General features: G+C 68.2%; 27 protein-coding genes and 1 riboswitch. Of the genes, 20 read left to right on the top strand and 7 right to left on the bottom strand.

Annotation, left to right across the window (positions count from 1 at the left end):
* Window positions 1–9: 9 nt before the first annotated feature.
* Entirely contained in the window at window positions 10–1,704 is a 1,695-nt protein-coding gene (locus tag ABH915_RS14875) for a hypothetical protein (RefSeq protein ID WP_370122663.1), read from the bottom strand.
* Between the two features lie 161 nt (window positions 1,705–1,865).
* A complete protein-coding gene (locus tag ABH915_RS14870; RefSeq protein WP_370122660.1) occupies window positions 1,866–3,116 on the bottom strand; it encodes an MFS transporter in 1,251 nt (416 codons plus the stop codon).
* 251 nt (window positions 3,117–3,367) lie between these two features.
* Between ABH915_RS14870 and ABH915_RS14865 the strand changes: the two genes are divergently transcribed.
* A complete protein-coding gene (locus ABH915_RS14865; RefSeq protein WP_370122658.1) occupies window positions 3,368–4,735 on the top strand; it encodes an ammonium transporter in 1,368 nt (455 codons plus the stop codon).
* The gene (locus tag ABH915_RS14860; RefSeq protein WP_018773460.1) at window positions 4,732–5,070 is read left to right on the top strand and encodes a P-II family nitrogen regulator; all 339 of its coding nucleotides are present in this window, start codon (window positions 4,732–4,734) and stop codon (window positions 5,068–5,070) included. The genes ABH915_RS14865 and ABH915_RS14860 overlap by 4 nt, the downstream gene beginning before the upstream one ends.
* A gap of 195 nt (window positions 5,071–5,265) precedes the next feature.
* Here ABH915_RS14860 and ABH915_RS14855 read toward each other — a convergent pair whose 3' ends face one another.
* On the bottom strand, window positions 5,266–6,654 hold the full coding sequence (locus tag ABH915_RS14855) for a glucose-6-phosphate dehydrogenase (RefSeq protein WP_370122654.1): 1,389 nt from the start codon (window positions 6,652–6,654) through the stop codon (window positions 5,266–5,268).
* 152 nt (window positions 6,655–6,806) lie between these two features.
* Between ABH915_RS14855 and ffh the strand changes: the two genes are divergently transcribed.
* Window positions 6,807–8,390, top strand: coding sequence for a signal recognition particle protein (ffh, locus tag ABH915_RS14850; RefSeq protein WP_018773458.1), 1,584 nt, complete (start codon window positions 6,807–6,809; stop codon window positions 8,388–8,390).
* Window positions 8,391–8,461: 71 nt separating this feature from the next.
* Entirely contained in the window at window positions 8,462–9,196 is a 735-nt protein-coding gene (locus ABH915_RS14845) for an alpha/beta fold hydrolase (RefSeq protein WP_018773457.1), read from the top strand.
* On the opposite strand, the gene thiC is transcribed toward ABH915_RS14845, so the two are convergent.
* A complete protein-coding gene (thiC, locus tag ABH915_RS14840; RefSeq protein WP_370122649.1) occupies window positions 9,193–11,043 on the bottom strand; it encodes a phosphomethylpyrimidine synthase ThiC in 1,851 nt (616 codons plus the stop codon). The two genes, ABH915_RS14845 and thiC, sit on opposite strands and share 4 nt — an antisense overlap.
* A riboswitch (TPP riboswitch) is annotated at window positions 11,039–11,146 on the bottom strand. Its footprint overlaps the gene before it by 5 nt.
* A gap of 75 nt (window positions 11,147–11,221) precedes the next feature.
* Between thiC and ABH915_RS14835 the strand changes: the two genes are divergently transcribed.
* From ABH915_RS14835 to ABH915_RS14775, 13 genes are all read left to right on the top strand, one after another.
* Window positions 11,222–11,722, top strand: coding sequence for a GNAT family N-acetyltransferase (locus ABH915_RS14835; RefSeq protein WP_370122646.1), 501 nt, complete (start codon window positions 11,222–11,224; stop codon window positions 11,720–11,722).
* Between the two features lie 3 nt (window positions 11,723–11,725).
* Entirely contained in the window at window positions 11,726–12,808 is a 1,083-nt protein-coding gene (locus tag ABH915_RS14830; RefSeq protein WP_370122643.1) for an amidohydrolase family protein, read from the top strand.
* 82 nt (window positions 12,809–12,890) lie between these two features.
* Entirely contained in the window at window positions 12,891–13,766 is an 876-nt protein-coding gene (locus tag ABH915_RS14825; protein ID WP_018773453.1) for a VOC family protein, read from the top strand.
* Between the two features lie 770 nt (window positions 13,767–14,536).
* Window positions 14,537–14,974 carry a hypothetical protein gene (locus ABH915_RS14820; RefSeq protein WP_370122640.1) on the top strand — a complete coding sequence of 146 codons (438 nt, stop codon included), beginning with the start codon at window positions 14,537–14,539 and terminating at the stop codon, window positions 14,972–14,974.
* 218 nt (window positions 14,975–15,192) lie between these two features.
* Complete coding sequence (gene rpsP, locus ABH915_RS14815; protein ID WP_026266438.1) at window positions 15,193–15,618, top strand: 30S ribosomal protein S16; 426 nt, start codon at window positions 15,193–15,195, stop codon at window positions 15,616–15,618.
* Window position 15,619: 1 nt separating this feature from the next.
* On the top strand, window positions 15,620–15,862 hold the full coding sequence (locus ABH915_RS14810; protein WP_018773450.1) for an RNA-binding protein: 243 nt from the start codon (window positions 15,620–15,622) through the stop codon (window positions 15,860–15,862).
* A gap of 123 nt (window positions 15,863–15,985) precedes the next feature.
* Entirely contained in the window at window positions 15,986–16,573 is a 588-nt protein-coding gene (gene rimM, locus ABH915_RS14805; protein ID WP_370122637.1) for a ribosome maturation factor RimM, read from the top strand.
* Window positions 16,574–17,413, top strand: coding sequence for a tRNA (guanosine(37)-N1)-methyltransferase TrmD (trmD, locus tag ABH915_RS14800; protein ID WP_370122635.1), 840 nt, complete (start codon window positions 16,574–16,576; stop codon window positions 17,411–17,413).
* Between the two features lie 235 nt (window positions 17,414–17,648).
* Complete coding sequence (gene rplS, locus ABH915_RS14795) at window positions 17,649–18,008, top strand: 50S ribosomal protein L19 (RefSeq protein WP_018773447.1); 360 nt, start codon at window positions 17,649–17,651, stop codon at window positions 18,006–18,008.
* A 131-nt stretch (window positions 18,009–18,139) separates the two neighbouring features.
* The gene (gene lepB / locus ABH915_RS14790; protein ID WP_370122632.1) at window positions 18,140–18,820 is read left to right on the top strand and encodes a signal peptidase I; all 681 of its coding nucleotides are present in this window, start codon (window positions 18,140–18,142) and stop codon (window positions 18,818–18,820) included.
* Window positions 18,821–19,828, top strand: coding sequence for a signal peptidase I (lepB, locus tag ABH915_RS14785; protein ID WP_370122630.1), 1,008 nt, complete (start codon window positions 18,821–18,823; stop codon window positions 19,826–19,828).
* Between the two features lie 10 nt (window positions 19,829–19,838).
* Window positions 19,839–20,504: a ribonuclease HII gene (locus tag ABH915_RS14780; RefSeq protein WP_370122627.1), complete on the top strand. Its 666-nt coding sequence runs from the start codon at window positions 19,839–19,841 to the stop codon at window positions 20,502–20,504.
* 91 nt (window positions 20,505–20,595) lie between these two features.
* A complete protein-coding gene (locus tag ABH915_RS14775) occupies window positions 20,596–20,922 on the top strand; it encodes a DUF2469 domain-containing protein (protein ID WP_018773443.1) in 327 nt (108 codons plus the stop codon).
* Window positions 20,923–20,932: 10 nt separating this feature from the next.
* Here the strand turns inward: ABH915_RS14775 and ABH915_RS14770 are convergent, their stop codons facing one another.
* The 3 genes from ABH915_RS14770 to ABH915_RS14760 form a co-directional block, all read right to left on the bottom strand.
* Window positions 20,933–21,751, bottom strand: coding sequence for a transglycosylase domain-containing protein (locus ABH915_RS14770; RefSeq protein WP_370122623.1), 819 nt, complete (start codon window positions 21,749–21,751; stop codon window positions 20,933–20,935).
* A 514-nt stretch (window positions 21,752–22,265) separates the two neighbouring features.
* Window positions 22,266–22,688: an HAD domain-containing protein gene (locus tag ABH915_RS14765; protein WP_370122620.1), complete on the bottom strand. Its 423-nt coding sequence runs from the start codon at window positions 22,686–22,688 to the stop codon at window positions 22,266–22,268.
* Entirely contained in the window at window positions 22,685–22,807 is a 123-nt protein-coding gene (locus tag ABH915_RS14760; protein ID WP_370122617.1) for a hypothetical protein, read from the bottom strand. The genes ABH915_RS14765 and ABH915_RS14760 overlap by 4 nt, the downstream gene beginning before the upstream one ends.
* 52 nt (window positions 22,808–22,859) lie before the next feature.
* Between ABH915_RS14760 and ABH915_RS14755 the strand changes: the two genes are divergently transcribed.
* Genes ABH915_RS14755 through dprA form a run of 3 tightly spaced genes read left to right on the top strand, consistent with a single transcriptional unit; the run spans window position 22,860 to window position 25,997 of the window.
* Entirely contained in the window at window positions 22,860–23,216 is a 357-nt protein-coding gene (locus ABH915_RS14755; protein ID WP_026266436.1) for a YraN family protein, read from the top strand.
* A complete protein-coding gene (locus ABH915_RS14750; RefSeq protein ID WP_370122614.1) occupies window positions 23,217–24,764 on the top strand; it encodes a YifB family Mg chelatase-like AAA ATPase in 1,548 nt (515 codons plus the stop codon).
* A gap of 45 nt (window positions 24,765–24,809) precedes the next feature.
* A complete protein-coding gene (gene dprA / locus ABH915_RS14745) occupies window positions 24,810–25,997 on the top strand; it encodes a DNA-processing protein DprA (RefSeq protein ID WP_370122611.1) in 1,188 nt (395 codons plus the stop codon).
* The last annotated feature ends 129 nt before the right edge of the window (window positions 25,998–26,126 follow it).

Raw genomic sequence — 26,126 nt, 5'->3', positions numbered from 1 at the left:
TTCAAGTGGCTAGTACTTGAAGTTCAGGACCGTCACTGTTCCGGCGGTCAGCTGGAACTGCTGGGTCTGGGACTTGTACGCGAACCCCGGCACCGTGGCGCGCTTGGCGAGGGGCGTGGGCTCGGTCTTGGCGCCGTCGATGACGGTCTGGTTCTCGGCTGAGTAGCTGGGGCCGCTGAGCTGGGTCATGGTCCCGGTGACCGGTTTGCCCGGCAGGTTCAGGGTGACGGAAGTCTGCGCGGCCTTTTCGGGGTCGTTTTCGTTGATGATCACCACGCTGGTGCTGCCGTCCGCGTTCTGCAGCGCGTAGCTGAACGCCGGGCCCCCTCCGGAGCTGTTCACTTTCATGAACTTGCCGGCCTCGAGCTCGGCCACCATGGAGATCCCGAAGAAGTTGGCCCGGCCGGACATCTGGCCGTTGCCGAACGGGTAGGCCCCGGCGCTGCAGATGGCGGACAGGGGCGGGCCGCCCTTGCACGTCAGCAACGAGCTGTGGAAGCCGATTCGGGTGATGCCCAGCTGGGCGGCGGTGAGGGCATAGTCTGCCGCCCACAGCGCAGATGCGTGGGTACGGGAGGTCTCATTGGAACCGGGGCACGCCGAGATCCCGGTTTCCGGAATCCAGGTTTCCAGGCCCGCGGCCTGACCCACCGCGAGGGCCGCCTTCTGGTAGTTGACGCCACGGTCGTGCATCGTTCGGCTCATCGCGTTTGCCAACGTAGGCGAGTCCTGGGGCACGCCGCCGTCACAGTTGGAGAGCGGGTAGTGGTGGAACGTCAGGATCTTCTTCTGAGGGAGGTCCGCGTCGACGAACGGCTGCCACCACTTCTGGTCGTAGGCGCCCGGGCCGGAGATGGGCACGTTGGGCGCCACTGCATAGATTGCGGCCGCGTAGTCCTTCAGTTCCCGGACGTACTGCTCCAGGCTGTAGCCGTTGCCGGCCTTGACGTCGTTGAACACGAAGCCGTTGGGCTCATTGCCCACGGTGATGCTCAGCAGCCGGTTGCCGAGGATCGCCGAGGCGTTCTTGGCCATGTCCGCTGCCCGGGCCGGATTGTAGTGGCCCAGGTCCACGGTGAGGCTGACCGCGGCATCCCCTGCCTCCAGCAGGGTCTTGAGCCGGACCAGGTCTGCCGGGCCCACGGCCTTGACCGGGTGCGTCTTGTCGCCCTTGTAGTCGGCGGGGACGGCCTCGCCGCTGGATGTCCAGAAAAAGCGCCGGTCCACGGCGTTGCCGCCGAAACGCAGGACCGGCTGGTCGATCTCCTGGAGCAGCTTAACCATCGACGCGTTGTCGCTGCTGAGGTCGGGATCGGCCAGATCCGTGGCCTCCAGGGAAATTCCCGTCATGCCCTTGTTCAGGGAGGTGCCCACGAGGTCGTTGGAGACATCGACCTTGAGGGGCTCAACCTTTTCCAGCGGCGACCCGGCCGGCGGACCCGGCTGTGCGTAATAGGTGACGGGCGGTCCCGCCTCGGCAGGGGCGAGCGCCGGTGCCGACGGGGCGGGGGAAGAAGCGGCCGGCGGTGCCGGCGTCGGGTTTCCGAGGGCGAGGGGAATCAGTACAGCTGCGGCGACGGCGACAATTCCGGCGCCGGTGATCAACCCTGCGCGCTTCCTGTTTCCCGCGCTCTTAGCGGCGTTGGCGGGTTGGGCAGGGTCGGGGCTTTCGGCTTTCCCGGGGGAAGAGTCGAATTTGGCCATGGGGGATTACCTCCGGAAGTTTGTGGCACGTGCCCCCAGCTTAGCCAAGGGCGGAGGCCGCCGCTGACCGGCAGGCCCAGGACGACGTCCTGTGCAGGGTCCCGGACAGGGTTCCGGTGGAGGCATTGCCCGGAGCCGACCAGTGGCGGCAACGCCGCAGGTCAGGCGCGGTCGGGCGCCGGCCGGCGGAACGTTTCGCGGGCCGGCAACCACACGGCGGCGGCGGCCAACAGGATGCCGCCGGTGACCCCAAAGGCCCAGCCGTAGCCCAGCCGGTCCGCCAGCAGCCCGGCCACCACCGGTCCGACGATCGCGCCGCTGTCGGAGGCCATCTGGAACACGGCCAGGACGCGGCCGCCCGAGCGCTCGTTGCCGATCACGTCGGCGATGGCGGCCTGCTGGGCCGGTCCCAGCAGCCCGGAGCCGATCCCGGCGCAGGCGGAGGCGAGCAGAAACCAGGGCAGCTGGTGCGTGAACCCGATGGCCGCGGTGGCGGTGCCGGTGACCAGCAGTCCGGCCAGCAGGAGCGGCTTGCGGCCGAGGCTGTCCGCGAGCCGGCCGGAAAACGTCAGCGCCACCGCGTTGCCGCCGGCAAACACCGCCAGGGCCCAGCCGGCGGATTCCGGCCCGGCGCCGAGCGCCACGACGGCGAAGAGCGGCACTGTGGCCATCCGCACCCCAAAGGTGGCCCAGCCGTTGGCGAAGCTCGAAAACAGGCCGGCCCGGTAGGCGCTGTCCCGCAGCGCGTCCTTCAGTGCCATCGCCGGGGCCGCTGCGCCGGGCTGCCGCGAGGCGGCAGGGACATGGCTGAGCTGGGTCTGCACCACGACGGCGGCCAGCACCAGGGCCGCCGCGTAGGCCAGGAACGGCACCCGCAAACCGAAGCTGGCAAGCATCCCGCCGACGATTGGGCCGCAGACGTTGCCGATCAGGAAGGCGGAGGCATAGGCCCCGGAGACCCGGCCGCGGCTTTCCGGCGGCGCGAGCCGGACCACGAGCGCCATGGACGCCACCGTGAACATCACCGAACCGGCCCCGCCCAGGCCGCGGAAGACCAGCAGCTGCCAGTAGTCCTGGGCGAAGGCGCAGGCCGCCGTGGACGCCGCGACGATCAGCAGCCCCGCCACGTAGACCGGCCGTTCGCCGAGCTTCACGATCAGGGCGCCGCCGGCCGGGGCGAAGACGAGCCGCATGAACGCAAAGATGCTCACGATCACGGCCGCCGCGGTCGCCCCGACGTCGAACGTGGTGGCGAACTGGGGCAGAACCGGTGCCACGAGGCCAAAACCGATCGCAATCAGGAAGGCCGCCACCAGCATCACCTTGATGTCCCGGGGCAGCCGGGAGCGGCCCGGGGCCCGGGAGGGCACCTTGGCTGCGGCGTCGCCGGCGGGGCGGGAGGTCTTGCTCATAATGCGTTCGTCCTTGGGAAGATGCGGGGCCGGCTGGCGGCGGGTCCAACGTGTGCGGAAATGATCCGCTGAAACATAACCGTAACAAGTGTGAGATGCACCATTTACGTCCGGGAGGTTCTTGTAACAACCCGGCAATGTAAATCCTCCGCCAGCGAAACACTGCCCCGCGAAACTCTTTCTAGAACGCAAATAAATGCGTTGGGACCGGCGGACTACTCCGCACCTAATAGCAAGAGAGGACGTAGACCATGGAACTCACCGCAGGTCTCGTTTGGCTCCTGGTCGCCGCGGCACTCGTGCTGTTCATGACCCCGGGCCTGGCATTCTTCTACGGCGGCATGACCCGCGCCAAGTCGGCTTTGAACATGATGATGATGAGCTTCGTCGCCATTGGAACCGTCAGCATCATGTGGATCCTGTGGGGCGCTTCGATGGCTACGAGCAACGAAGACAACTTCTACCAGATCTTCGCCAACCCGTTCAGCCACTTCGGCCTGCACGGCTTCACCGAACCGGCTGACCTGCTCAAGGTCGGCTACGCGGCAACCTTCGCGATCATCACGGTGGCCCTGATCTCCGGTGCGGTCGCCGACCGCGCCAAGTTCTCCGCCTGGGTGGTCTTCACGCCCATCTGGGCCACCCTGGTCTACGCGCCGCTGGCCTTCATGGTCTGGGGTGGAGGACTCTTCTCCGCCAGTGGCTGGTTCGGCCAGACGTTCGCGCCGGTCATCGACTTCGCCGGCGGCACCGTGGTCCACATCAACGCCGGCGTCGCCGGCCTGATCCTGGTCCTGATCATCGGCAACCGCAAGGGCTTCGGCAAGGACCCGAACCACCGCCCGCACAACATTCCGTTCGTCATGCTCGGCGCCGCCATCCTGTGGTTCGGCTGGTTCGGCTTCAACGCCGGTGCCGCCGCCACTGTCGAGCAGGCCGGCCTGATCTGGATCAACACCCTGGCCGCCCCGGCCGCCGCCATGCTTGGCTGGCTCGCCGTGGAGCGCTTCCGCGACGGTCACCCGACCTCCCTCGGTGCCGCCTCCGGCGTGGTCGCCGGCCTGGTCGCCATCACCCCGGCCTGCGCCAACGTCTCCCCGCTGGGTGCAATCGCCCTCGGCGTCGCAGCCGGTGTGGCCTCGGCGCTCGCCGTCGGCCTGAAGTTCAAGTTCGGCTACGACGACTCGCTCGACGTCGTGGGTGTCCACCTCGTTTCCGGTGTTGTCGGCACGGTCGCAATCGGCTTCCTGGCCACCCCGACCCAGGGCACCGCCGGCCTGTTCTACGGCGGCGGCACCACGCAGCTGGTCGCCCAGAGCCTCGCGGCACTGATGGCCATCGTCTTCACCGCCGTGATGACCTTCATCATCGCCTTCCCGATTCACAAGCTCATGGGCTTCCGGGTTTCCCAGGAACAGGAAGTTGTCGGTGTGGACCTGAGCCTGCACGCAGAGACCGCCTACGAGTTCGGCGTCGGAGGGCACGGCGGCAGCTTCCAGCCGCTGCACGAACTGATCACGGGCAAGCCGATGAGTGAAGAGGCAGCCGCCGAAGTGCCGGTGGACGCCGAGTCCAACGGCAAGCAGAACGCAACAGGCAAGGAAAGTGTGGGGGCATGAAACTGATCACAGCAATCGTCCGACCGGAAAAGCTTGAGGCTATTCGCGAAGGCCTGGAAGCCTACGGCGTGCAGGGCCTCACGGTCAGCGCAGCCAGCGGCTACGGCCGGCAGCGCGGTTACACCGAGGTGTACCGCGGGGCCGAGTACAACGTGGACCTGCTGCCCAAGATCCGGGTGGAAGTCCTGGCCACCGACGAACAGGCGGATGACATCCTCGATGTCATCATCGCCAGTTCCAACACGGGCCGGGCCGGCGACGGCAAAGTCTGGACGATGGATGTGTTCGAAGCTGTCAGGGTCCGCACCGGAGAGCGCGGTGCGGCAGCGATCTAGCTGCTCCCCGCTCGACTCCCTGACCGGGAGACGGACACGGCACTGACACAGCACTGACACAGCGGGCCGGATACCTGGGAAGGTATCCGGCCCGTTGTGTCGTCTCCGGGTGCGGCCTGGTCGCATCTGCACGGGGGCTCGGGCTCAGGCGCCCGCGCCCTGCGCCGGATCTGCGCGGGCGCTGCTGCGACGGAACTAGGCCGGCCAGCCCTCCGGCCCCGGTGTCCCGGCCGGATATTCCTCCAGCGGGACATGACCGGCGGTCCAGGATTTCAGCACCGGCGCCAGGATGCGCCAGCAGTCCTCGGCCGTGTCCGCCCGCACCGAGAGCAGCGGATCGCCGGTCAGCACGCCCTCGAGCACTTCACCGTAGGGGAGGAGCTCGGAGGCGCTCAGTTCGGCCCGCAGTGTGGTCCGGTCCAGGCTCAGGACATTGCCGGGGCCGTTCACGTCGACGTCGAACTGCAGCGTGTCCGGGCCAAAGCCGATCCGCAGCTGGTTGGGGGCGTCCACACCGGTGAACCCCTTGGGAAGGTGCGGCACCGGCCGGAAGGTCACCACAGCCTCCTTGCGTTTTTGGCCCAGTGCCTTGCCTGAGCGCAGGATGAACGGCACGCCCTGCCAGCGCCAGTTGTCGATCCCCACCTGCACCTCGGCGAGGGTTTCGGTGCCCCTGGACGCGTCCACGCCCTCCTCCCGGGCATAGTCCGGAATGTCCCGGCCGTTGATCGAACCCGCCGTGTACCGGGCCCGGCGGCTGCTTTGGCGGTAGGGGGCCTTGATGCTGCTGGCCCGCAGCACGGTGGCCACGGCATCGCGAAGGTCGCGTTCGTCCACGGATGCCGGCGGCTCGATCGCCATGAGGGCCATGATCTGCAGCAGGTGGCTCTGGATCATGTCGCGGAGCGCTCCGGCGCCGTCGTAGTAGCGGGCGCGGCCTTCGAGGGCCAGGTCCTCGTCGAATATGATCTCGACCTTTTCGATGTTTTGCCGGTTCCACACCGGCTCCAGGAACGTGTTCGCGAAGCGCAGGCCAAGGATGTTCAGGACCGTTGCCTTGCCGAGGAAGTGGTCCACGCGGTGGATGTGGTCCTCCGGGACCAGCGCGGCCAGCGTCGTGTTCAGGTGCCGCGCCGACTGCTCGTCGGAACCGAACGGCTTCTCCATGACCAGCCGGGTGCCGGCGGGCACGTCCGCCGGCGCCAGGGCCTCGCAGGCGAGCTGGCTGACGCGCGGCGGCAGGGCGAAGTAGACGCCCACGGGCCCCTCCAGCTGCGCCAGCAGCCCGGCGAGCTGGCCCTCGGCGGTCACGTCGAGCTGGTGGTACGTGCTCTCCTGGCGGACCCGCTTGAGCTCGCGCCTGCCGCGGGCGTCGGCCGTGGAGCCCTCGTCCGCGAACGACTCCTCGATCCGGCCAAGCCACTGCTCCGGCGTCCAGGGGTCCGATCCCGCTCCCGCCAGGGTGAGGCCGTCGGCGCGGCCCCGGGCCACCAGGCGGGCAAGCCCCGGTAGCAGGAGCCTTCCGGTGAGATCGCCGGAAGCGCCCAGAATGAGCAGGGTTTTTACAGTTGTTTGGCTGGTCACCTACGCCAGCATGCCATCTTGAAGGCGCATCTTGGTACCCTAGATAGTCGAGTCCTGTTGTCGAGGCGGTTCGTCCAGGCGAATACCAGTCGCGACGCTGGCGTGCCGCACCGGCCGCCACCTGTAGATCCACTGAAAGAAGTGCACGGCGCGTGTTCAATTCACTCTCTGACCGGTTGACAGCAACCTTCAAGAATCTGCGTGGCAAGGGCCGCCTGACCGAGGCGGACGTTGACGCCACAGTCCGCGAGATCCGGCGTGCCCTCCTGGACGCCGACGTCGCCGTGCCCGTGGTCCGGGAGTTCACCGGCCGCGTGCGCGAGCGTGCCCTCGGCGCCGAGGTCTCCGGGGCGCTGAACCCGAGCCAGCAGATCGTGAAGATCGTCAACGAGGAACTCGTCGAGATCCTCGGTGGCGAGACCCGCCGGATCCGCCTGGCCAAGACCGGACCCACCATCATCATGCTGGCCGGTCTCCAAGGCGCCGGCAAGACCACCCTGGCCGGCAAGCTGTCCAAGTGGCTCAAGTCCCAGGGCCACAGCCCGATGCTGGTGGCCTGTGACCTCCAGCGCCCCAACGCCGTCACCCAGCTGCAGGTGGTCGGCCAGCGCGCCGGCGTGCCCGTCTTTGCCCCGCACCCGGGCGCCACGTCAACCGAATTGGACCACCCGGCCGGCGACCCTGTCGCCGTTGCCCGCGCCGGCGTCGAGGAAGCCAAGCGCACCCTCCACGACGTCGTGATCGTGGACACCGCCGGCCGTCTCGGCGTCGACGCCGACATGATGGAGCAGGCGCGCCAGATCCGCCGCGCGATCGTGCCGAACGAAGTCCTGTTCGTGATCGACTCCATGATCGGCCAGGACGCCGTCAACACGGCCCTGGCCTTCGACGAGGGCGTCAACTTCACCGGCATCGTGCTCTCCAAGCTCGACGGCGACGCCCGCGGCGGTGCCGCGCTCTCCGTCGCGTCGGTGACCGGCAAACCGGTCATGTTCGCCTCCACCGGCGAAGGCGTGGACGACTTCGAGCTCTTCCACCCGGACCGCATGGCCTCGCGCATCCTGGACATGGGTGACGTTCTCACCCTGATCGAGCAGGCCGAGAAGTCTTGGGACAAGGATGAAGCCGCCCGGATGGCGAAGAAGTTCGCCGACCAGGAAGACTTCACCCTCGATGACTTCCTCGCCCAGATGCAGCAGATCCGCAACATGGGCTCCATGAAGAAAATGCTCATGATGATGCCCGGTGCGCAGAACATCCGCCAGCAGCTGGAGCAGTTCGACGAGCGCGAGATCGACCGCGTCGAGGCCATTGTCCGCTCGATGACCCCGCACGAGCGCGTGGCTCCGAAGATCATTAACGGCTCCCGCCGGGCCCGTATTGCCCGCGGTTCCGGCGTGCACGTCTCCGAGGTCAACGGACTGCTGGAACGCTTTGCCCAGGCCCAGAAGATGATGAAGAAGATGGCCGCCGGCGGCGGGATGCCCGGCATGCCGGGGATGCCGGGCATGGGCGGCGGGGCTCGCAAGGGCGCCAAGCCCGCGCCCAAGAAGAAGGCCCGCTCCGGCAACCCGGCCAAGGCGGCGCAGGAACTGCGCGACGCCGAGGCCAGGCGTGCCGCCGGTCCGAAGGCCCTGCCCACCGGAGCGTCGTTCGGCCAGCAGGGCGGCGACTTCGACCCGTCCCAGCTGAACCTGCCCAAGGGCTTCGACAAGTTCCTCGGCGGCAGCAAGTAGCCGCAGGTGCTGACGGCCGCCGGCACTGTGTCGCCGGCGGCATCAGCACTGAAGTGCCATAGGGTTAGACAATGTTCAAGCAGCGCGTAGTCTTCGTCCACGGGGACGGCAGCTTCGGCGCCGCCGCGTGGCCAAAACAGCACGGAATGGCGCTGGACTACGACGCCCTGTTCCTGCGGCGGCACGGGTTTGACGCCGTCGCCGAACCGCTCGAATCCAACTTCGCCGCCGACGCCGCCATCGTGCTCGCATCGCTGGCCGACGACGGCCGCGGCGAGGCCGGCGGCCACGTGGTGGCCCACTCGCAGGGCGCGATCGCCGCGATGATGGCCGCCGTCGAGCGGCCCGACCTCGTCCAGTCGCTGACCCTGGTGGAACCTGCCTGCTTGTCCCTGACCGCGGAACTCCCGGCCACCGCCGCGCACCGGGCCCTCATGCAGCCGCTCTTCGACGTCCGGCACAACCTCAGCGACGACGACTTCCAGCGGGAGTTCATCCGCCGCGCGTTCGCGGCGGACGCCCCCGGGGCCACGACGCCGGAGGCCCTCCGGGCGGCGCGCCGGCTCCGCCTGCAGGCGCCGCCTTGGGAAGCCCCGCTGCAGATCGTGCCGGGCGTGCCGACCCTGGTCCTGACCGGCGGCTGGGAACCGCTGTACGAGGAAATCGCCGGCTACCTGCGCGAGACCGGCGCCCTGCACCGCACCGCCCCGGGAGGGCACCGGCCCCAGGATTCAGCCGAAGGGGACCGGGCCATCCGCTCCTACATCGCCGAGGTCAGCCGGCGCCAGCACGCCCGGGCCTCCTAGGAAGCTGCGGGCCCTCCCACCGAGGGCTGCGGCAGGTAGACCTTGCCGCCCGAGGCGAGGAACTCGTTGCTCTTCGCCCGCATTCCGGCCGCCCTCTCTGAAAGGGCGGCCTGCTGTTCCGCCGAACCAGGATCCGCCGAAGCGGAGTCCGCCACACCATAGTTGCCGGTGCCGTATTCGTCCCGGATGTCCTGGCTGATCCGCATGGAGCAGAACTTCGGACCGCACATCGAGCAGAAGTGGGCCGTCTTGGCCGGCTCGGCGGGAAGCGTCTCATCGTGGAAGGCCTCTGCCGTCACCGGGTCCAGGGACAGCGCGAACTGGTCCCGCCAGCGGAACTCGAACCTTGCCTTGGACAGGGCATCGTCGCGTTCGTGCGCGCCGGGGTGGCCCTTGGCGAGGTCCGCGGCATGGGCCGCGATCTTGTAGGTGATTACGCCCGTCTTCACGTCGTCCTTGTTCGGCAGCCCGAGGTGTTCCTTGGGCGTGACGTAGCAGAGCATGGCGGTGCCGTAGCGGGCGATCTCGGTGGCGCCGATCGCCGAGGTGATGTGGTCATATCCCGGTGCGATATCCGTGACCAGCGGCCCGAGTGTGTAGAACGGGGCGCCCTTGCAGAGTTCCTGCTGGCGCTCCACGTTTTCCCGGACGAGGTGGAAGGGCACATGCCCGGGACCCTCCACCATGACCTGCACATCGAATTCCCAGGCCCGCTGCGTGAGCTCAGCCAGGGTGTCCAGTTCGGCGAACTGTGCCGCGTCGTTGGCATCCGCCGTCGCGCCCGGCCGCAGCCCGTCGCCCAGGGAGAAGGCGACGTCGTACCGCGCGAAGATCTCGCACAGCTCGTCGAAGTGGGTGTACAGGAAGTTCTCCCGATGGTGCGCCAGGCACCAGCCGGCCATGATGGAACCGCCCCGGGACACGATGCCGGTGACCCGGTTGGCCGTCAGGGGCACATACCGCAGCAGGACCCCGGCGTGGATGGTCATGTAGTCCACGCCCTGCTCGCACTGCTCGATCACGGTGTCCCGGAAGATCTCCCAGGTCAGGGCGTTCGCCTCGCCGTTGACCTTCTCCAGCGCCTGGTAGATCGGGACCGTGCCGATGGGGACGGGGGAGTTGCGGATGATCCACTCGCGCGTGGTGTGGATGTCGTCCCCGGTGGAGAGGTCCATGACGGTGTCCGCGCCCCACTGCGTGGCCCACTGGAGTTTGTCGACCTCCTCTGCGATGGAGCTGGTCACGGCGGAATTGCCGATATTGGCGTTGATTTTCACCAGGAACGCCTTGCCGATGATCATCGGCTCGGATTCGGGGTGGTTGACGTTGTTGGGAATGATCGCCCGGCCCGCGGCCACCTCGCTGCGCACCAGCTCCACATCGCAGTTCTCGCGCAGCGCGACGAACCGCATTTCCTGGGTGATGACACCGTCCCGGGCGTACCGCATCTGCGTGACGGTCCTGCCCTCAACGGCCCGGCGCGGCACCGGCCGGCCGCCCCGCCACTCGGCCGACGCCGCACCCCGGCGCACCGCCGACTTGCCGTCGTCGAGCAGCTCCCGTTCCCTGCCGGCGTAGGGTTCGGTGTCCGCCCTGGCCTCAATCCAGGGCGTGCGGAACGGCTCCAGCCCGCGGACCGGATCGCTGCCTGGTCCTGCCGTGCGGTACACCCGGAACGGCGGGTTCCGGACGCCACCCGGCGAGGGTTCCAGGGCGATTTCGGTCACCGGGACACGGATGCCGTGGTCCGGGTCCGTGGTAAAGGCCAGCGAGTGGGACTTCAGCGACTGTGTGGGGGCCGCAGGCTGGTTGTGGACAGGGCTGTGCTGTGTCAGTTGGGTGTTCACGGAAATACTCACTTCCTTCGCCGGCATTACCCGGACAGGTTCAACGGTCGCAGGCTGCGTCAGCCCGATCTCAGCCCCTGCAGGGGCACCCGTGTGGTCGTAGACGAAGCTACCACGCGCCTCCGGCCGGCCGTCGAGTGTGACGCGGACGGTAGGACCGCGTTGTTAGCGTGGCACTGTGACCCCGCCCAAGGCCGTGCCCCGCATCAGGATGGCGGCGCCGGAAGATATCCAAGCGCTGCCGGCTATCGAGGCCGCGGCAGACGGCGTCCTGATAAAGGAACTGGGGAACCGGGCGCTCCCGGCTCCGGAGTTGACGACACCGGTCGAGCCGCTGTTCATACTGGTCGCCGGAACTCCGCCCGTAGGCTTTGCCCGCGTTGACGCACTCGGCGGCCAGGCCCATCTGGAGCAACTCTCCGTGCAGCCGGACTTCGGCAGGCGGGGGATCGGACGGTCCCTGGTGGAGGCGGCCCTCGACGCTGCCCGGAGTCGTGGCTATCCCTGGATGACGCTTTGCACTTTCGCAGCCGTTCCGTTCAATGCCCCGTTTTACGCGAGCTGCGGGTTCGAGGAAGTCGCCCGGCCGGGGCCCGCGCTGGCTGCCCTGCGGATCCACGAAGCGCAGCTGGGACTCGATGATCTGGGCGCGAGGATTGTCATGCGGATTAGGCTTTAGGCCATGACCAGCATCATCGAGTTCAGCGGCCCCATCCTCACGGCGGCGGACCAGGTCCGCCACGGGCTGTGGTCGGTGGAGGGCCGGTTGACCTTCCACCGGCCCGCGGCCGCGCCGGAGCTCGTGCTCGACGGCTGGGTCATTCCCGGCCTCGTGGACGCGCACTGCCACATCGGCCTCGGCCCGGGCGGGGACGTTACCGAGGACACCGCGGAATCCCAGGCCCTGGCGGACCGCAACGCCGGGACGCTGCTGGTCCGTGACGCCGGCGCCGTCCACGACACCCGCTGGCTCCAGCAACGCGCGGACCTTCCCCGGATCCTCCGCTCCGGCCGGCACCTCGCCAGGACCCGGCGCTACCTGCCGGGCCTGGCCGTCGAGGTCGAGCCGGAGGATCTTGTCGAGGCCGTGCGGAAGCAGGCCCGCGCGGGCGACGGCTGGGTCAAGCTCGTGGGGGACTGGATCGACCGCGACGCCGGCGATCTCGCCGCCAGCTTTCCCGCCAGGACGGTCAAGGACGCCGTGCAGGCCGCCCATGATGAGGGGGCCCGCGTCACCGCCCACTGCTTCGCCGAGGACACCCTCGATGACATGCTCGATGCCGGGATCGACTGCATCGAGCACGCCACCGGGCTGTTGCCGCGGCATCTGCCGCGCTTCCTCGAACAGGGCGTCCCGATCGTGCCCACCCTGATCAACATCGCCACGTTCCCGGACATCGCGGCCCGGGCGGAGGCCAAGTTCCCCCGCTACGCCGCCCACATGCGCTCGCTGTGGGAGCGGCGGGCGGAGCGGATCCTCGAAGCCCACGAGGCCGGGGTGGCGATCTACGCCGGTACCGACGCCGGCAGCGTGATCAGCCACGGCAGGATCGTCGACGAGATCCAGGCCCTGCACGCCGCCGGCCTTCCCGCCGCGGCCGCCCTCGACGCCGCGGCCTGGTCCGCGCGGACCTGGCTCGGCGCTGAGTCCATCGGTGAAGGGGCCAGCGCCGATGTCCTGCTCTGCGCCGAGGATCCGCGGAGCAATCCGGCCACGCTCAGGGAACTAAAGCACATTGTGCTTCGGGGTCATCCCATCCGGTAGGAATAAATTGAAGCTTCAAGTAATTTAGTCTTATGCAAGGGTCACCGAAAGCCGGTGGCTACAGAATCCACGGAGCGTTGCAATGACCGCAGAAGCCAGCACCCAGGACCTCCTTCCTGCCGAACTCACCATGGGCACCGTGATGCTCAAGGTCGGCGACATGAAGCTCATGACCGACTACTACCAGCGCGCCCTAGGCCTGGAGACTGTGGCCGAACAGGACGGCGGGCTCTACCTTGGGCGCCAGCAGAAGCCGCTGGTCCATCTGGCGCCCGCCCCGGGCCTGAATCTTCCCTCCCGCGGCGAGGCCGGACTCTTCCACACCGCCCTCCTCTTCGAGGACCAGCACTCCCTGGCGGCCACCATTGCCAGCGCGGCCCAGTACGAGCCCCAGTCCTTCACCGGCAGCGCGGACCACCTCGTCAGCGAGGCGTTCTACTTCAACGACCCCGAGGGCAACGGCATCGAGCTGTACTGGGACCGGCCGCGGGAGGCGTGGTCCTGGGAGGGCAAGAACGTCGTCATGGACAGCCTCGCCCTGCCGCCGCAGCGCTACCTGCAGCAATACTTGACCGAGGAGTCCGTGACCGGCCAGCGCCAGGCCGCCGCCGGCGTCGGGCACGTCCACCTGCAGGTCGGCGACGTCCAGTCGGCGCACGATTTCTATGTCGGCACGCTCGGCTTCGAGAAGACCGCGGGCTGGCACGGCCAGGCGCTGTTTGTCTCGGCCGGCGGCTACCACCACCACATGGCCATGAACGTGTGGAACAGCCGCGGCGCAGGCCCCCGGCGCGACACGCTGGGGCTGGGTGAAGTCCTCATTGAAGTGCCCTCCGGCGACGACGTCGCGGCCCTGGCCGACCGGCTCAAGGTCGCCGGCGTCGAATCCCACCACACCGGCGCCGAGCTGCGCTTCGAAGATCCGTGGCGCAACCGCATCCGCGTCGCCGTGCGCTAGAAGTTCTGCCCAGGCAAGCTGTTCGCTGGACATGCCCAGTGTGCACAGCTTCCCGCTGGACATGCCCACTGTTCGCTGACGGGACGGCTGGACATGTCCATTGGTCGCGGCCGGGAATGAGCACAGCTGCCATATGTCCAGTGCTGACGGCCGGGGGAGGGCATGCCCGCGGGCGGGCCCGGGTTTCCCCGGGCCAGCGAAGGGCATGTCCACTGTTCGCCGACGGGACGGCCGGGCATGTCCACCGGTCGTGGCCGGGAATGGACACTGCTCCCATATGTCCAGTGCTCACGGTCAGGGGAGGGCATGTCCGCGGGCGGGGCCGGGTTTCCCCGGGCCAGCGAAGGGCATGTCCACTGTTCGCTTACGGGACGGCTGGACATGTCCACCGGTCGCAGCCGGGAATGGACATAGTTGTCATATGTCCATTGCTCGCGGCCTGGGGAGGGCATGTCCGCGGGCGGGGCCGGAGCCGGGGCCGGGAGGGCCGGGTTTCCACGTACCAGCACACAACATGCCCACTGTTCGCTGACGGGACTTCGGAACAGTTCGGAACATGTCCAACGGTCGCAGCCGGGAATAGACACTCCTGCCATATGTCCATTGCTCACGGTCGGGGGAGGGCATGTCCACACGCAAGGGCGGCGAGCTTCGGCCCGTCGCGGAGGGCATGTCCAGTAGCCGGGGCGTCGCCGCGCGCCGAAGCGACTAGGCTGAAGCGACGTCGAAAACAGCGGTCAGCGGACCGCCGAACCCTAAGGACCAGCTGCATGGGATTCACCGAACTCTTTGTGTCCACCCACGAAGAAGCCCTCAAGCGCGCCGGCGCACTGGAAGGCGGCGCCCCGGCCGCGCAGGGGGCCGTCCGCATCCCGGAGATCAGTGACTTCGAGGTGGAGCGGCTGGGCGACCTCGCCGGCGTCGCCGTGCACGCCCCGGGCGCGGACTATGAACTGGCCATGGTTGACGTGGCCAGCGACTCGTTGCTCGGCGTCCCGGCGGCAATGGTCCGCACGCTGGCGGAACTGCTCAGCTATGAAACGGAAGGGGAGGGCGACGTCCTGGAGGATGTCGCCGCCAACTGGGCCGCCGAAGAGGACATGCCCTTCGGTCCGGACGAGGCCCGGGGCTACGTCCGCCGGATCGCCGAGCTCGCCGCCGCCGTCGACCCCGCCGCCAAGTCCGGCCTCTACGTCTGGACGTCCTGACCGGCCCCCAAGGCCGCTGCCAGGACGCGCGCCGGTGCGCCGGGTCCGTGTCAAGTCGAAATCCTGCCGGTGATCTGGCACAATGAACAGGTACTCGATCTGCGTGGCCCCTCTCTCCGCGTCTGGATCTTGTCCTTTAGAACCCCCAAGTACGGCCCGCCCCACGGGTGCAGAACGCCGGGCTCGACCCCGTTTCAGAAACAGGAGTGACCACAAAAGTGGCCGTAAAGATTCGCCTTAAGCGCTTCGGCAAGATGCGCGCACCGTACTACCGCATCGTCGTCATGGACTCACGCTCCAAGCGTGATGGCCGTGCTATCGAAGAGATCGGCAAGTACCACCCGACCGAAGAGCCCTCGTACATCGAGGTCGACACGGACCGTGCCCAGTACTGGCTCGGCGTCGGCGCACAGCCGTCCGAGCAGGTCGCCGCGATCCTGAAGATCACCGGTGACTGGCAGAAGTTCAAGGGTCTCCCCGGCCAGGAGGGAACCTTGAAGACCAAGGCTCCCAAGGCTGCCTTCGTTACCCCGGAAAAGGGTTCCGTGATCATCCCGGAAGCCATCACCAAGAAGGCTAAGAAGGACGAAGCTGCCGAGGCTCCCGCCGACGCCGCCGAAGCAGAGACCACCGAGGCTGAGTAAATTGCTGGCAGAAGCGCTCGAACACCTGGTCCGCGGGATTGTTGACAGCCCCGAGGACGTCAAGGTCAGTGCGAAGAACAACCGCCGCGGGGAAACCCTCGAGGTGCGCGTTCATCAGGACGACCTCGGACGGGTGATCGGCCGGCAGGGCCGGACCGCACGTGCTTTGCGCACTGTGGTTGCGGCGCTGGCGGACGGCGAGCCGGTCAGGGTCGACGTCGTCGACACCGACCGCCGCCGGTAACGCTTTCAGCACTACTTGTCTTGAGTCCGGCCCCTTCACCAGATAATGGTGGAGGGGCCGGACTGTTTTCCCGCATTTCCGCACCAGAGAACACAGAATCACCAACCCCGAACAGAGGAACAGATGCAGCTCCAGGTGGCACGAATCGGCAAGCCCCACGGCATCCGCGGCGAAGTGACCGTCCAGGTGCTCACCGACGCGCCCGGCGACCGTTTTGTCCCCGGCACGCAGTTCATCGTGGAACCCGCCTCGGCCGGGCCGCTGACGGTGTTCAGCGCCCGCTGGAACAAGGACATCCTGCTGCTGGCCTTCGATGAGATCGAGACCCGCAACGAGGCCGAGACCCTGCGCGGCGCCAAGCTGTTCATCGAGACCGAAGACATCGGCGCCGAGGACGACGACGAGGGCTGGTACGAGCACGAGCTCGTGGGCCTGGAGGTCCGGGTGGGCGGCAACGTGGTCGGCAAGGTCTCGGCGCTGCACACGCTGCCGGTCCAGGACCTGCTGGTGGTCACCACGGACGACGGCAAGGAAGTCCTGATCCCGTTCGTCGAGCAGATTGTGCCTGAGGTCAACGTGGCTGAAAAGTACGTCCTCGTCACCCCGCCGCCTGGACTGTTCGAGGTCAACACGGACGAGGCGCCCGAAACCCAGGCGCCCGAAACCCAGGACCCCGAAGCCCAGGGCACCGCCGCCGGAGGCAACGCGTAGATGCGAATCGACGTCGTCAGCATCTTTCCGGAATACCTGGCCCCGCTGGAGCTGTCCCTGATCGGCAAGGCCCGCCAGGACGGCCTGCTGGACCTCAAGGTCCATGACCTGCGGGACTTCACCACCGACCGGCATCGGACGGTCGATGACACCCCCTACGGCGGCGGCGCCGGCATGGTCATGAAGCCCGAACCCTGGGCGCAGGCCCTCACCGCCGTGGCCGCCGGGCGGTCCGAGGACGCCGGGGACGCAACCGACGCCGGCGCAGCGGGCACTCCCGGGTCTGCCGGCAAACCCGTGCTGATCGTCCCGTCGCCGGCGGGGGAGCGCTTCACCCAGGCCACCGCGCACGAACTGGCGGAGGAAGACCAGCTGGTGTTCGCATGCGGGCGCTATGAAGGCATCGACGAACGGGTCCTGGAATGGGCCGCGGAGCACTTCACGGTGCGCCCGATGAGCCTGGGAGACTACGTCCTCAACGGCGGCGAAGTCGCCGTGCTGGCCATGGTCGAAGCCATCGGACGGCTGCTGCCCGGCGTCGTCGGCAACCCCGAGTCCCTCGTGGAGGAGTCCCACTCGGACGGGCTGCTCGAGTACCCCGTCTACACCAAGCCCTCCAGCTGGCGGGACCGGGACGTCCCGGCCGTGCTGCTGAGCGGCAACCACGGCAAGATCGCCCAATGGCGCCGGCATGAGCAGTACCGGCGCACCGCCGAACGCCGCCCCGACCTCCTCATGGAGTTCGACGCCGGGAAGCTGCCGCGCGCGGACCGCACGGCCTTCTCCGACCTGGGGTACGACGTCGTCGACGGCCGCCTGCTACGCCGTCCCGACGCCTAAGCGCCGGGATTGGGCTAACCCGCACAAAATGTGGCAAAATTAGTCCTTGTGCCTGCTGGGTTGCGAACCTGCCACAGGGGGAGCGCTACCAACAGCCCGGCACCCCGGCCCCGTCTACTCCTGACAGGGCCGGATTGACAAACTTTCGGCGGAAATTTCCGGGCGGCGCATGCCACCGGGCTTGGCCGCCGTAACCCAACGTGAGTGACCTGTGGCGTTCACCAGGAGTGGATCAATGCATATCCTCGATTCCGTAGATGCAGCCTCGCTGCGCACCGATGTTCCCGAGTTCCGCGCGGGTGACACCATCAAGGTTCACGTGAACATCATCGAAGGCAAGAACTCCCGCGTCCAGGTCTTCCAGGGCTTCGTCCTTGGCCGCCAGGGCGATGGCGTCCGCGAAACCTTCACCGTCCGCAAGGTCTCCTTCGGTGTCGGCGTAGAGCGTACCTTCCCGGTGCACTCCCCGATCATCGACAAGGTCGAGCTCGTCTCCAAGGGTGACGTGCGCCGCGCCAAGCTTTACTACATGCGTAACCTGCGTGGTAAGGCCGCGAAGATCAAGGAAAAGCGCGACTTCCAGACCGCCAAGTAAGTCTTCCCAGACTTCCAACGCAGTCTTTCACCGCGGATCCACGGACCGTACCCGGTGCGTCAGCTAGTGCGGCGCCGGAGCTATCCGCAACAGCGCACATTAGTTCACGACAGCGCCAGGGGATACGGAACATGGAACAGCCAAAACGCCAGCCCAGGAAACCGGGCTGGCGTTTTGCGTTGCTGGCCCTGGTGCTCGCCGTGGCCATCAGTGCCGTAGTCCGCTCCCTGTGGGTGGACATCTTCTTCATCCCGTCCGCCTCCATGGAGCCGCTCCTGCACACGGGGGACCGGATCGTGGTGGCGCGGGCCGGCTTCCAGGCTGAGCCCCTGGGCCGGGGCGACGTCGTCGTCTTTGACGGGCGCGGCTCCTTCGCCCCGCTCAACAGCGGCAACGGCCCCGTGGTGGATGCCCTCGCCGAAGCCGGACGGTGGCTTGGCCTGGCAGGCAGCGACACCACGTATGTCAAGCGCGTCATCGGACTGCCCGGCGACCGCGTGGTCTGCTGCGATGCCGGCGGCCGGCTCACAGTCAACGGCCAGCAAGTTGCGGAACCGTATGTGTATCCGGGGGACACTCCGAGCGACGTGAAGTTCGCCGTCCAGGTGCCCGCCGGGCGGCTCTGGCTCATGGGCGACCACCGCTCCGTGTCGGCCGATTCCCGGAGCCTGCTGGGCGCCCCCGGCGGGGGCATGGTGCCGCTGGAACGCGTCATTGGCCGGCCGGTACAGATCATCTGGCCGCTTGATAGATTTGCAGCAGTAGCGCGGCCCGAACCGGCTGCGACAACGACGACGACGAACGGACAGTAGATGCCCGAGACCGAACCGCGCACTCCTGATCCGCAGGGCCAGGACCGACCCCGGGTTACCGCCTCGGCGATCCCGGCGGACGACCCGGCGGATCCACCGGCTGGTGCGCCGGCTCCGGCTCCGGCGTCGGCTTCTGCGTCGGCGTTGCAGGACGACAGCGCCGGAGCGCAGCGCGCTGACGGGAGCGAGGCTGACCGTATCCGTGGTGCGCGGACGGAGGCTGCCAGGACGGACCGGGCCGGGGCCGAGGGGGCGGAGCGGGACCGGGCCGACGGCCCCGCCCACGCCGGCCCGACGTCCCGCCGGGCCAGGAAGGCCAAGGCCCGTGAAGGGCGCAGCCCGCTCTTCCTGTGGCTGAAGGAGGTCGCCACGGTGGTCATCGTGGCGATCGTGCTGTCCTTCCTGATCAAGACCTTCCTGTTCCGGGCCTTCTACATCCCGTCCGAATCCATGGTCAACACCCTCGATGTGAACGACCGCATCTTCGTGAACCTCCTCGTGCCCGAGCCCATGGCGCTCCAGCGCGGGGACGTAGTGGTGTTCCGGGACAGCCAGGGCTGGCTCGCCCCCGCGGCCGAGAAGACGAAGGGCCCGTTTACCTGGGTGCAGGACGGGCTGACGTTCGTCGGTTTGCTGCCGGACAACTCCGAACAGCACCTGGTCAAGCGCGTCATCGGGCTCCCGGGCGACCACGTGGTCTGCTGCGACGCCGGCGGACAGCTCACCGTCAACGGCGTGCCGCTGGACGAGAAATACATCAATTCCGCGGAGATTCCCCAGGTCCGCGACTTCGACGTCGTCGTGCCCGCGGGGAAGGTCTGGGTCATGGGCGACAACCGCAACCACTCCGCGGATTCCCGCGCCCATATGGACGCCAACGGCGGCTTCGTCAACGAATCCGACATAGAAGGCAAGGCCGCCGTCATCGCGTGGCCGCTGAACCGGATGTCGGCCCTGGACAACTACCCGGACGTCTTCCGCAGCGTGCCCGCCCCGGCCGGGAAGTAAGCCGCCCGTCATGTCAGCAGCCCCCACCCTCGACTACGAACGCCGCTTCCGCAGCTCCGGCGCACGGCTCCTCGCGGGCATCGACGAGGTCGGCCGCGGCGCCCTCGCCGGTCCCGTCAGCGTGGGGATCGCCGTCGTGGACCTGCAGCAGCAGAAACTCCTGGCCGATGTCCGGGACAGCAAGCTCCTCAAGGTCGCGGACCGGGAGCGGCTGGTGCCGCTGGTCCGGGACTGGAGCGTCGCCTCCGCCGTAGGGCATGCGTCCGCGACCGAGATCGACGAACTCGGGATCATCGCAGCGCTCCGGCTTGCCGGGAACCGGGCCTGGTTTGCCGTGCTCGCCGCCGGTGTCAGGCCCGAGGTTGTCCTGCTGGACGGCAGCCACAACTGGCTCTCGCCGGATCTGCAGCCCTCCTTGTTTGACGATGCCCCCGCCGAACCCGGCTGCGACGCCCCGGTGCACACACTGGTCAAAGCCGACATGCAGTGCCTCAGCGTCGCCGCGGCCAGCATCATCGCGAAGGTCGAGCGCGATGCGATGATGTGCGAGCTGCACACCCAATACCCGGCGTACGGCTGGGACGTGAACAAGGGCTACGGCACCGCAGCGCACAAGGAAGCGCTCCGGGCCGGCGGTCCCACGCCGTACCACCGGGTCAGCTGGCAGCTGCTCTAGCCGCTCCGGCGTGGGGGTGCCGCCCGCCGGTGGCGCGCGGCCGGCACGTCGTGTGGCGCGCGGCCGGCGCCGGATGGTGCAAGATGGAACCATGAGTGCCGAGGACCTTGAAAACTATGAGACCGACATGGAGCTACAGCTCTACCGCGAATACCGCGACGTCGTCGGGCTGTTCAGCTATGTGGTCGAGACCGAACGGCGTTTCTACCTTGCCAACCACGTTGACCTGCAGGCCCGCAGCGCCGACGGCGAGGTCTACTTCGACCTGACCCTGCAGGACGCCTGGGTATGGGACGTCTACCGCTCCGCCCGGTTCGTCAAGAGCGTCCGCGTCATCACGTTCAAGGACGTCAACGTCGAGGAACTGCCGCGCAGCGAGGAACTCGCCCTGCCCAAGGTCGAGGACCTGGGCAACTGATCCACGATTCTTAACCCCTGGGCGGCGCAGGGTTCCCGTTGCTGTCCAGGGCAATGCCCTGCTGCCGCAGCAGGTCCAGCACGCTCTCCGGATACGAAACGCAGCCATCCGGGGTTGCGGCTCCCCGCTCGGCGGCGTGGTCGGCCGCTGTGTCGCCGACGCCGATGGTTGCGACGGCCGCCTTCCATCCGCCGAGCCCTTCGATCTGCAGGGGGACCCACACGTTGGCCGCACCGTTGACGTAGTCCCACACTTTGGGGTGGACACCCGGGCCCAGATAGATGCCGCCTTCCGCCGCGCGGGTGACGAGGGTGGGCAGTGGCAGAACCCCCATCAATTGCGCGGCCTGGTACTCGGACATGTTCCACGGCGGTTCGTCGAAGTAGTACCAGCTCGCCGCACAGATTCCGTACAGGTTTGGACCGAACTGCGCGTAGTTCAGATAAAGCTCCATGATCCGTTGCGGGGTCAGCGTGAGGCTGAACTCGGTCGCGAGGCCCGCCTCCAGGCCCTTCCTCAGGGCATTCGGGTCAGGCCACAGGAAGATGTTCTTCACGAGCTGTTGCGGGACCGTGGACCCGCTCGGGTCATCCTTGCCCTGCAGGTAGGCGACGGCCCTGTCCCGGAAATCATCAACGGAGAACGCGCCCACACGTGTTCCCAGCTGTTGGTCCTCGTGGGCGACGGCCGCGGCAATGACATAGCGGCTGACGTGGTTCAGGGATACGTACTGGTAGGCGATTGGGCCGCCGGTCTGCAGCATGAAGGCAGTACGCGGGGGAGCGAACCAGATGAAGGAGACGGCGGCCAGCTCTGTGATGACCACCATGGCGAGGACGAGCTTGAAGACCCTTGCGAGGAGCCGCCGCAGCCGGTGCGTGCGTTTTGCCGCCGGCTGCTCAGGCTCAGGCTTAGGTCCGGGCGCGGGGCCGTACCCGGGCTCAAGCCGCGCTGGTGGGGGCACGGGCTCAAGCCGCGCTGCTGGGGGCACGGGCTCAAGCCGCGCTGGTGGGGGCCAGCCGGGGCCAGCCTGCCCGCCGGGCGGACCCGGTTCCGTAAGCTGCTGCGTCTCCAGCGGTTGGGCCGCTCGATATTCCATACGCCGATCCTTCGGCCGATCCTCAGGAGAGAATACGGGCGCCCCGCGGAATTCGAGGGGGTTGGGAAAGAGCCTAGGTGGGCCGTGCGGACATTGGCTACGTTTCGTTGCCTGACAATCGCCTCAACACGTCCTGTCAATGCCGCCACGGATTTGATCGCCGGTAGGGCCTGCCGGGATCCGCCCGGATCCCGGGCCTTCGGCAGGCGCTTCGGCGAAGTTTCCCAACGTGGTAGCTGTTCACTCATGGGGTATCTCCTCTGTTTAGAAATTCGGTTACCTGCTGCGCAACCTCGTCGGTGATTCCCGTTTGCCAGCTCGTTTTGAACAAGGGCTGATCGGCATAGAAGTCAGTGTCATCGTCGACGATGGCATACCGCGTGACTTCCGGATGCCGGTCCAGCCACATCTTCACCTCCTCGCCACGAAAACCTGTGTCTGCAGTCGGAGTAACGTCAAAGGTCTTGTAGACGTGCCGGTCGACTTCTTCACGGCCGCCTTGGAAATGCCGCCATGTGGACGTAAGAACAACGGCTGCGTCAGTGTCGAGGATGATCCGGCCGACCTTGGACGCCAGGAAAGGATCGATGCCCGTGAAGCCGCGATAGCGCTGTCTCGTACCCACGCGGTTGACGACCCCATCAATATCGAGGAAAAGTACTTTCATTCCTGTTCCTCCTGCAGCTCTTTTCGTTCTGCCTTGATTATGCGATCGGCAGCGCTGAACGCGCTGCGGATACTCGTCTCATCAGGCTTGTGCGCTTGCAGCCCGGCGACGTTTTCCACATAGCCGAAGTGTGCCCTGTGTTCGTCCGCGGCGGCGCTTCACGCTGGAGGCATGAGAGCTAAGGATGTGCTCGGCCGGCGCGGGGAAGAGCTCGCCGCCGATTTCCTTCAGGCCCACGGCATGCGGATCGTGGAGCGGAACTGGCGCTGCCCCGAGGGCGAGATCGATATTGTCGCGCTCGACGGCGACGCGCTGGTCATCGCCGAGGTGAAAACCCGCAAATCCCTAGCGTACGGCCATCCCTTCGAGGCTGTCGGCGCGGACAAGCTCGCCCGGCTTCACCGGCTGGCAGCGGCGTGGTGCCATGCCCAGGGGCTGCGGATGCCGCTGTGCCGCGTGGACGTGATCGCCGTGGTCGACGACGGCATCGGCGAGCCCGCCCTCGAGCACCTCAAGGGGGTGGGGTAGATGGCCCTGGGCCGGACCTACTCCGTCGCCCTCGTGGGCCTCAACGGCTACATCGTGGAGGTCGAAGCCGACATCGGCCAGACCCTGCCGGCGTTCGTGATCCTGGGCCTGCCGGACGCCTCACTGAACGAGGCCAAGGAACGGATCCGCTCAGCGGCCCAGAACTCGGGCATCCCACTGAGCCGCCGGAAGATCACGGCCAACCTCATCCCGGCATCCCTGCCCAAACGCGGTTCGGGATTCGACCTCGCCATCGCCATGGCCGTACTGCTGGCGGCGAACGACATCCGGCCCACCGGCCGCACGGTCTTCATCGCCGAACTCGGCCTGGACGGCCGGCTGCGGCCCGTGCGCGGCATCCTCCCGGCCGTGATGGCCGCGGTCCGGGCCGGCTACCCCGAGGTCGTCGTGGCCCGGGCCAACGTGGCCGAGGCCGAGCTCGTCCCCGGCGCGCAAGTTCGGGGCTACGCCACACTGGCCCGGCTCGCGTTTGACTGCGGCGCGGACCCGCAGGACCTCGCCCTCGACTTCGAACCCGAGACCGAGGACTCCGACCACGCCGACCCCGGCACAGGTCCCGCCCTGGCGCCGGACATGTGCGATGTCTCCGGCCAGGCGGCGGCGCGGAGGGCCCTGGAAGTGGCCGCAGCCGGTGCCCACCACCTGCTGCTGACCGGACCGCCAGGCGCCGGGAAAACGATGCTCGCCGAGCGGCTGCCCGGGCTGCTGCCGGACCTGGGCGACACCGAGGCCATGGAGGTGACCGCCATTCACTCGCTGTGTTCGCTGCCGTCGGGCTCCGTGCAGCTGCTGCGCCGCCCGCCCTACGAGAACCCACACCACACCGCGACGGCTGTGGCCATCATCGGTGGCGGGTCCGGGCTGCCGCGGCCAGGGGCAGCGTCCCGTGCGCACCGCGGCGTGCTCTTCCTGGACGAGGCCCCGGAATACAACCGCGGCGTCCTGGACGCCCTGCGGCAGCCGCTGGAAAGCGGTGAGCTGGTCATCCACCGCTCGGCCGGGTCCGCGGCCTATCCCGCCCGATTCCAGCTGGTCCTTGCCGCCAACCCCTGTCCCTGCGGCAAGGCGACGGGCAAAGGAGTGGACTGCATCTGCACGCCCACGATGCGCCGCCGGTACCAGGCCCGGATGTCCGGGCCGCTGCTGGACAGGGTCGATATCCAGCTCGAAGTCGAGCGGGTCTCGCTCGCGGGCTTCGGCCAGCCTGCGGCCGAGGAGGGTACCGCCAGCATCGCGGAAAGGGTCCGGGCGGCCCGGACCCGCCAGCTGGACCGGCTGCTGCCATTCGGGTTGGAAACCAACGCGCAGGTGCCGGGGCGGCTGCTGCGCGGGGCCCTCCGGCTCGATGCCCCCACCACCCGCATCCTGGACTACGCGCTGGAGCGCGGAGTGCTGACAGCCCGCGGCTACGACCGCGTGCTGCGCCTGGCCTGGACCATTGCGGACCTGTCCCGGCACGACGCCCCGGACGCAGACGACATCGGGCAGGCGCTGGGTCTCCGCCAGGCCGCCGCGGTCTCACCCTGAGCCGGCCCGGACGAAGCCCACCCCAGCCCCGCGAAAGGAACCACCATGATCGATGACGAACGAACAGCCCGGGCAGCCCTGTCCCGCCTGTTCGAGCCGCAGGACGCGGCGGCGCTGGCACTGGTCCACGCGGCGGGAGCGCAGGACGCCCTGCGGATTGCCAGCGGCGCTCTGGCCGCCGGTCCCGGGCTCGAACAGGAGGTCACCGGAATCCTGGCGGACAGCGGCTCCGGCAGCGGCTGGTCCGGCCTCAGCGAGGGGCTGAAGCGTTGGGCCCCGCGCGCGCCCGACCTCGCACCGGAGCGGGATTTGTCCACCATGCAGCGGCTCGGCGGACGGCTCATCATTCCCACGGATGACCTGTGGCCGCGGCAGCTGGCGGACCTCGGACTGCAGGAGCCCCTCTGCCTGTGGTGGCGCGGCGTGGAACAGGAGCTGCCCCCGGCGGCCCGGTCCATAGCCCTCGTGGGCTCCCGGGACAGCACCAGCTACGGGGCATCGGTGACCGGCGACCTCGCCTACTCGCTGGCCCAGCGTGGCTTCACCATCGTCTCCGGCGGTGCCTACGGGATTGATGCCCATGCCCACAGGGCGGCCCTGGCCGGAAGCGCGGGCGGTGTGCCCACCATTGCCGTCATGGCCGGGGGAGTGGACCGCTTCTACCCAGCCGGCAATGAGGACCTGCTCCGGGCGGTGGCGGACCAGGGCGCAGTCCTGGCCGAGGTCCCGCCCGGCTCCGCCCCCACCCGCTACCGTTTCCTGCAGCGCAACCGCCTCATTGCCGCGTTGGCCTCCGTCACGGTCGTCATCGAGGCCCGGTGGCGCTCCGGCGCCCTCAACACGGCGCACCATGCCGAAAGCCTGGGCAGGGCCGTGGGCGCCGTGCCCGGATCCATCCACAGCGCCAACTCCGCCGGCTGCCACCGGCTTCTGCGTGAAGGCGGCGCGGTGTGCGTCACGGATGCCGGGGAGATCGCCGAGCTCGCCTCCCCGAGCGGCGAGGCGATGCCCCCGGACAAGGCAGACCGGTCCCAGGCCCACGATGGCCTGACCCTGGAGGACCTGATCCTGCTCGATGCCCTGCCGCTGCGGACCACCACCTCGGTGGAGAAGCTGGCCACGGTCGCCGGGCTGAGCCCGGACTCGGTCCGCGCAGGCCTTGGCCGGCTCGGGCTGCTGGGGCTGGCCGAATCCCGGCACGGCGGCTGGAAACGCTCAGGGAAGGCGGACTGAGATGGCTGGCTTCACCGGGAAGAAGCGGCTCGCCGACCGGCTCCTTGAATGCCGGGGGAATACTGCCAGAGTAAGAGGGTGTCTACACAGGATCCCCCCGCTGCCCCGCCTGCCGCGCCCGACGGCGAT

It is taken from the genome of Arthrobacter sp. MW3 TE3886, from assembly GCF_041262145.1.
GTDB lineage: Bacteria > Actinomycetota > Actinomycetes > Actinomycetales > Micrococcaceae > Arthrobacter.
Note: the sequence above shows the minus strand (reverse complement) of the source record. Positions and strands in the feature narration are given on the sequence as shown.

Coding starts and splice junctions, on each gene's coding strand:
- lepB (WP_370122632.1), top strand. CDS start 18,140: ATGGAACAGCCAAAACGCCAGCCCAGGAAACCGGGCTGGCGTTTTGCG.
- rimM (WP_370122637.1), top strand. CDS start 15,986: ATGCAGCTCCAGGTGGCACGAATCGGCAAGCCCCACGGCATCCGCGGC.
- ABH915_RS14765 (WP_370122620.1), bottom strand. CDS start 22,688: ATGAAAGTACTTTTCCTCGATATTGATGGGGTCGTCAACCGCGTGGGT.
- ABH915_RS14770 (WP_370122623.1), bottom strand. CDS start 21,751: ATGGTGGTCATCACAGAGCTGGCCGCCGTCTCCTTCATCTGGTTCGCT.
- ABH915_RS14775 (WP_018773443.1), top strand. CDS start 20,596: ATGAGTGCCGAGGACCTTGAAAACTATGAGACCGACATGGAGCTACAG.
- ABH915_RS14750 (WP_370122614.1), top strand. CDS start 23,217: ATGGCCCTGGGCCGGACCTACTCCGTCGCCCTCGTGGGCCTCAACGGC.
- trmD (WP_370122635.1), top strand. CDS start 16,574: ATGCGAATCGACGTCGTCAGCATCTTTCCGGAATACCTGGCCCCGCTG.
- dprA (WP_370122611.1), top strand. CDS start 24,810: ATGATCGATGACGAACGAACAGCCCGGGCAGCCCTGTCCCGCCTGTTC.
- ABH915_RS14865 (WP_370122658.1), top strand. CDS start 3,368: ATGGAACTCACCGCAGGTCTCGTTTGGCTCCTGGTCGCCGCGGCACTC.
- ABH915_RS14830 (WP_370122643.1), top strand. CDS start 11,726: ATGACCAGCATCATCGAGTTCAGCGGCCCCATCCTCACGGCGGCGGAC.
- ABH915_RS14780 (WP_370122627.1), top strand. CDS start 19,839: ATGTCAGCAGCCCCCACCCTCGACTACGAACGCCGCTTCCGCAGCTCC.
- ABH915_RS14820 (WP_370122640.1), top strand. CDS start 14,537: ATGGGATTCACCGAACTCTTTGTGTCCACCCACGAAGAAGCCCTCAAG.
- ABH915_RS14870 (WP_370122660.1), bottom strand. CDS start 3,116: ATGAGCAAGACCTCCCGCCCCGCCGGCGACGCCGCAGCCAAGGTGCCC.
- ABH915_RS14755 (WP_026266436.1), top strand. CDS start 22,860: ATGAGAGCTAAGGATGTGCTCGGCCGGCGCGGGGAAGAGCTCGCCGCC.
- ABH915_RS14845 (WP_018773457.1), top strand. CDS start 8,462: ATGTTCAAGCAGCGCGTAGTCTTCGTCCACGGGGACGGCAGCTTCGGC.
- lepB (WP_370122630.1), top strand. CDS start 18,821: ATGCCCGAGACCGAACCGCGCACTCCTGATCCGCAGGGCCAGGACCGA.
- ABH915_RS14860 (WP_018773460.1), top strand. CDS start 4,732: ATGAAACTGATCACAGCAATCGTCCGACCGGAAAAGCTTGAGGCTATT.
- ABH915_RS14875 (WP_370122663.1), bottom strand. CDS start 1,704: ATGGCCAAATTCGACTCTTCCCCCGGGAAAGCCGAAAGCCCCGACCCT.
- rplS (WP_018773447.1), top strand. CDS start 17,649: ATGCATATCCTCGATTCCGTAGATGCAGCCTCGCTGCGCACCGATGTT.
- ABH915_RS14825 (WP_018773453.1), top strand. CDS start 12,891: ATGACCGCAGAAGCCAGCACCCAGGACCTCCTTCCTGCCGAACTCACC.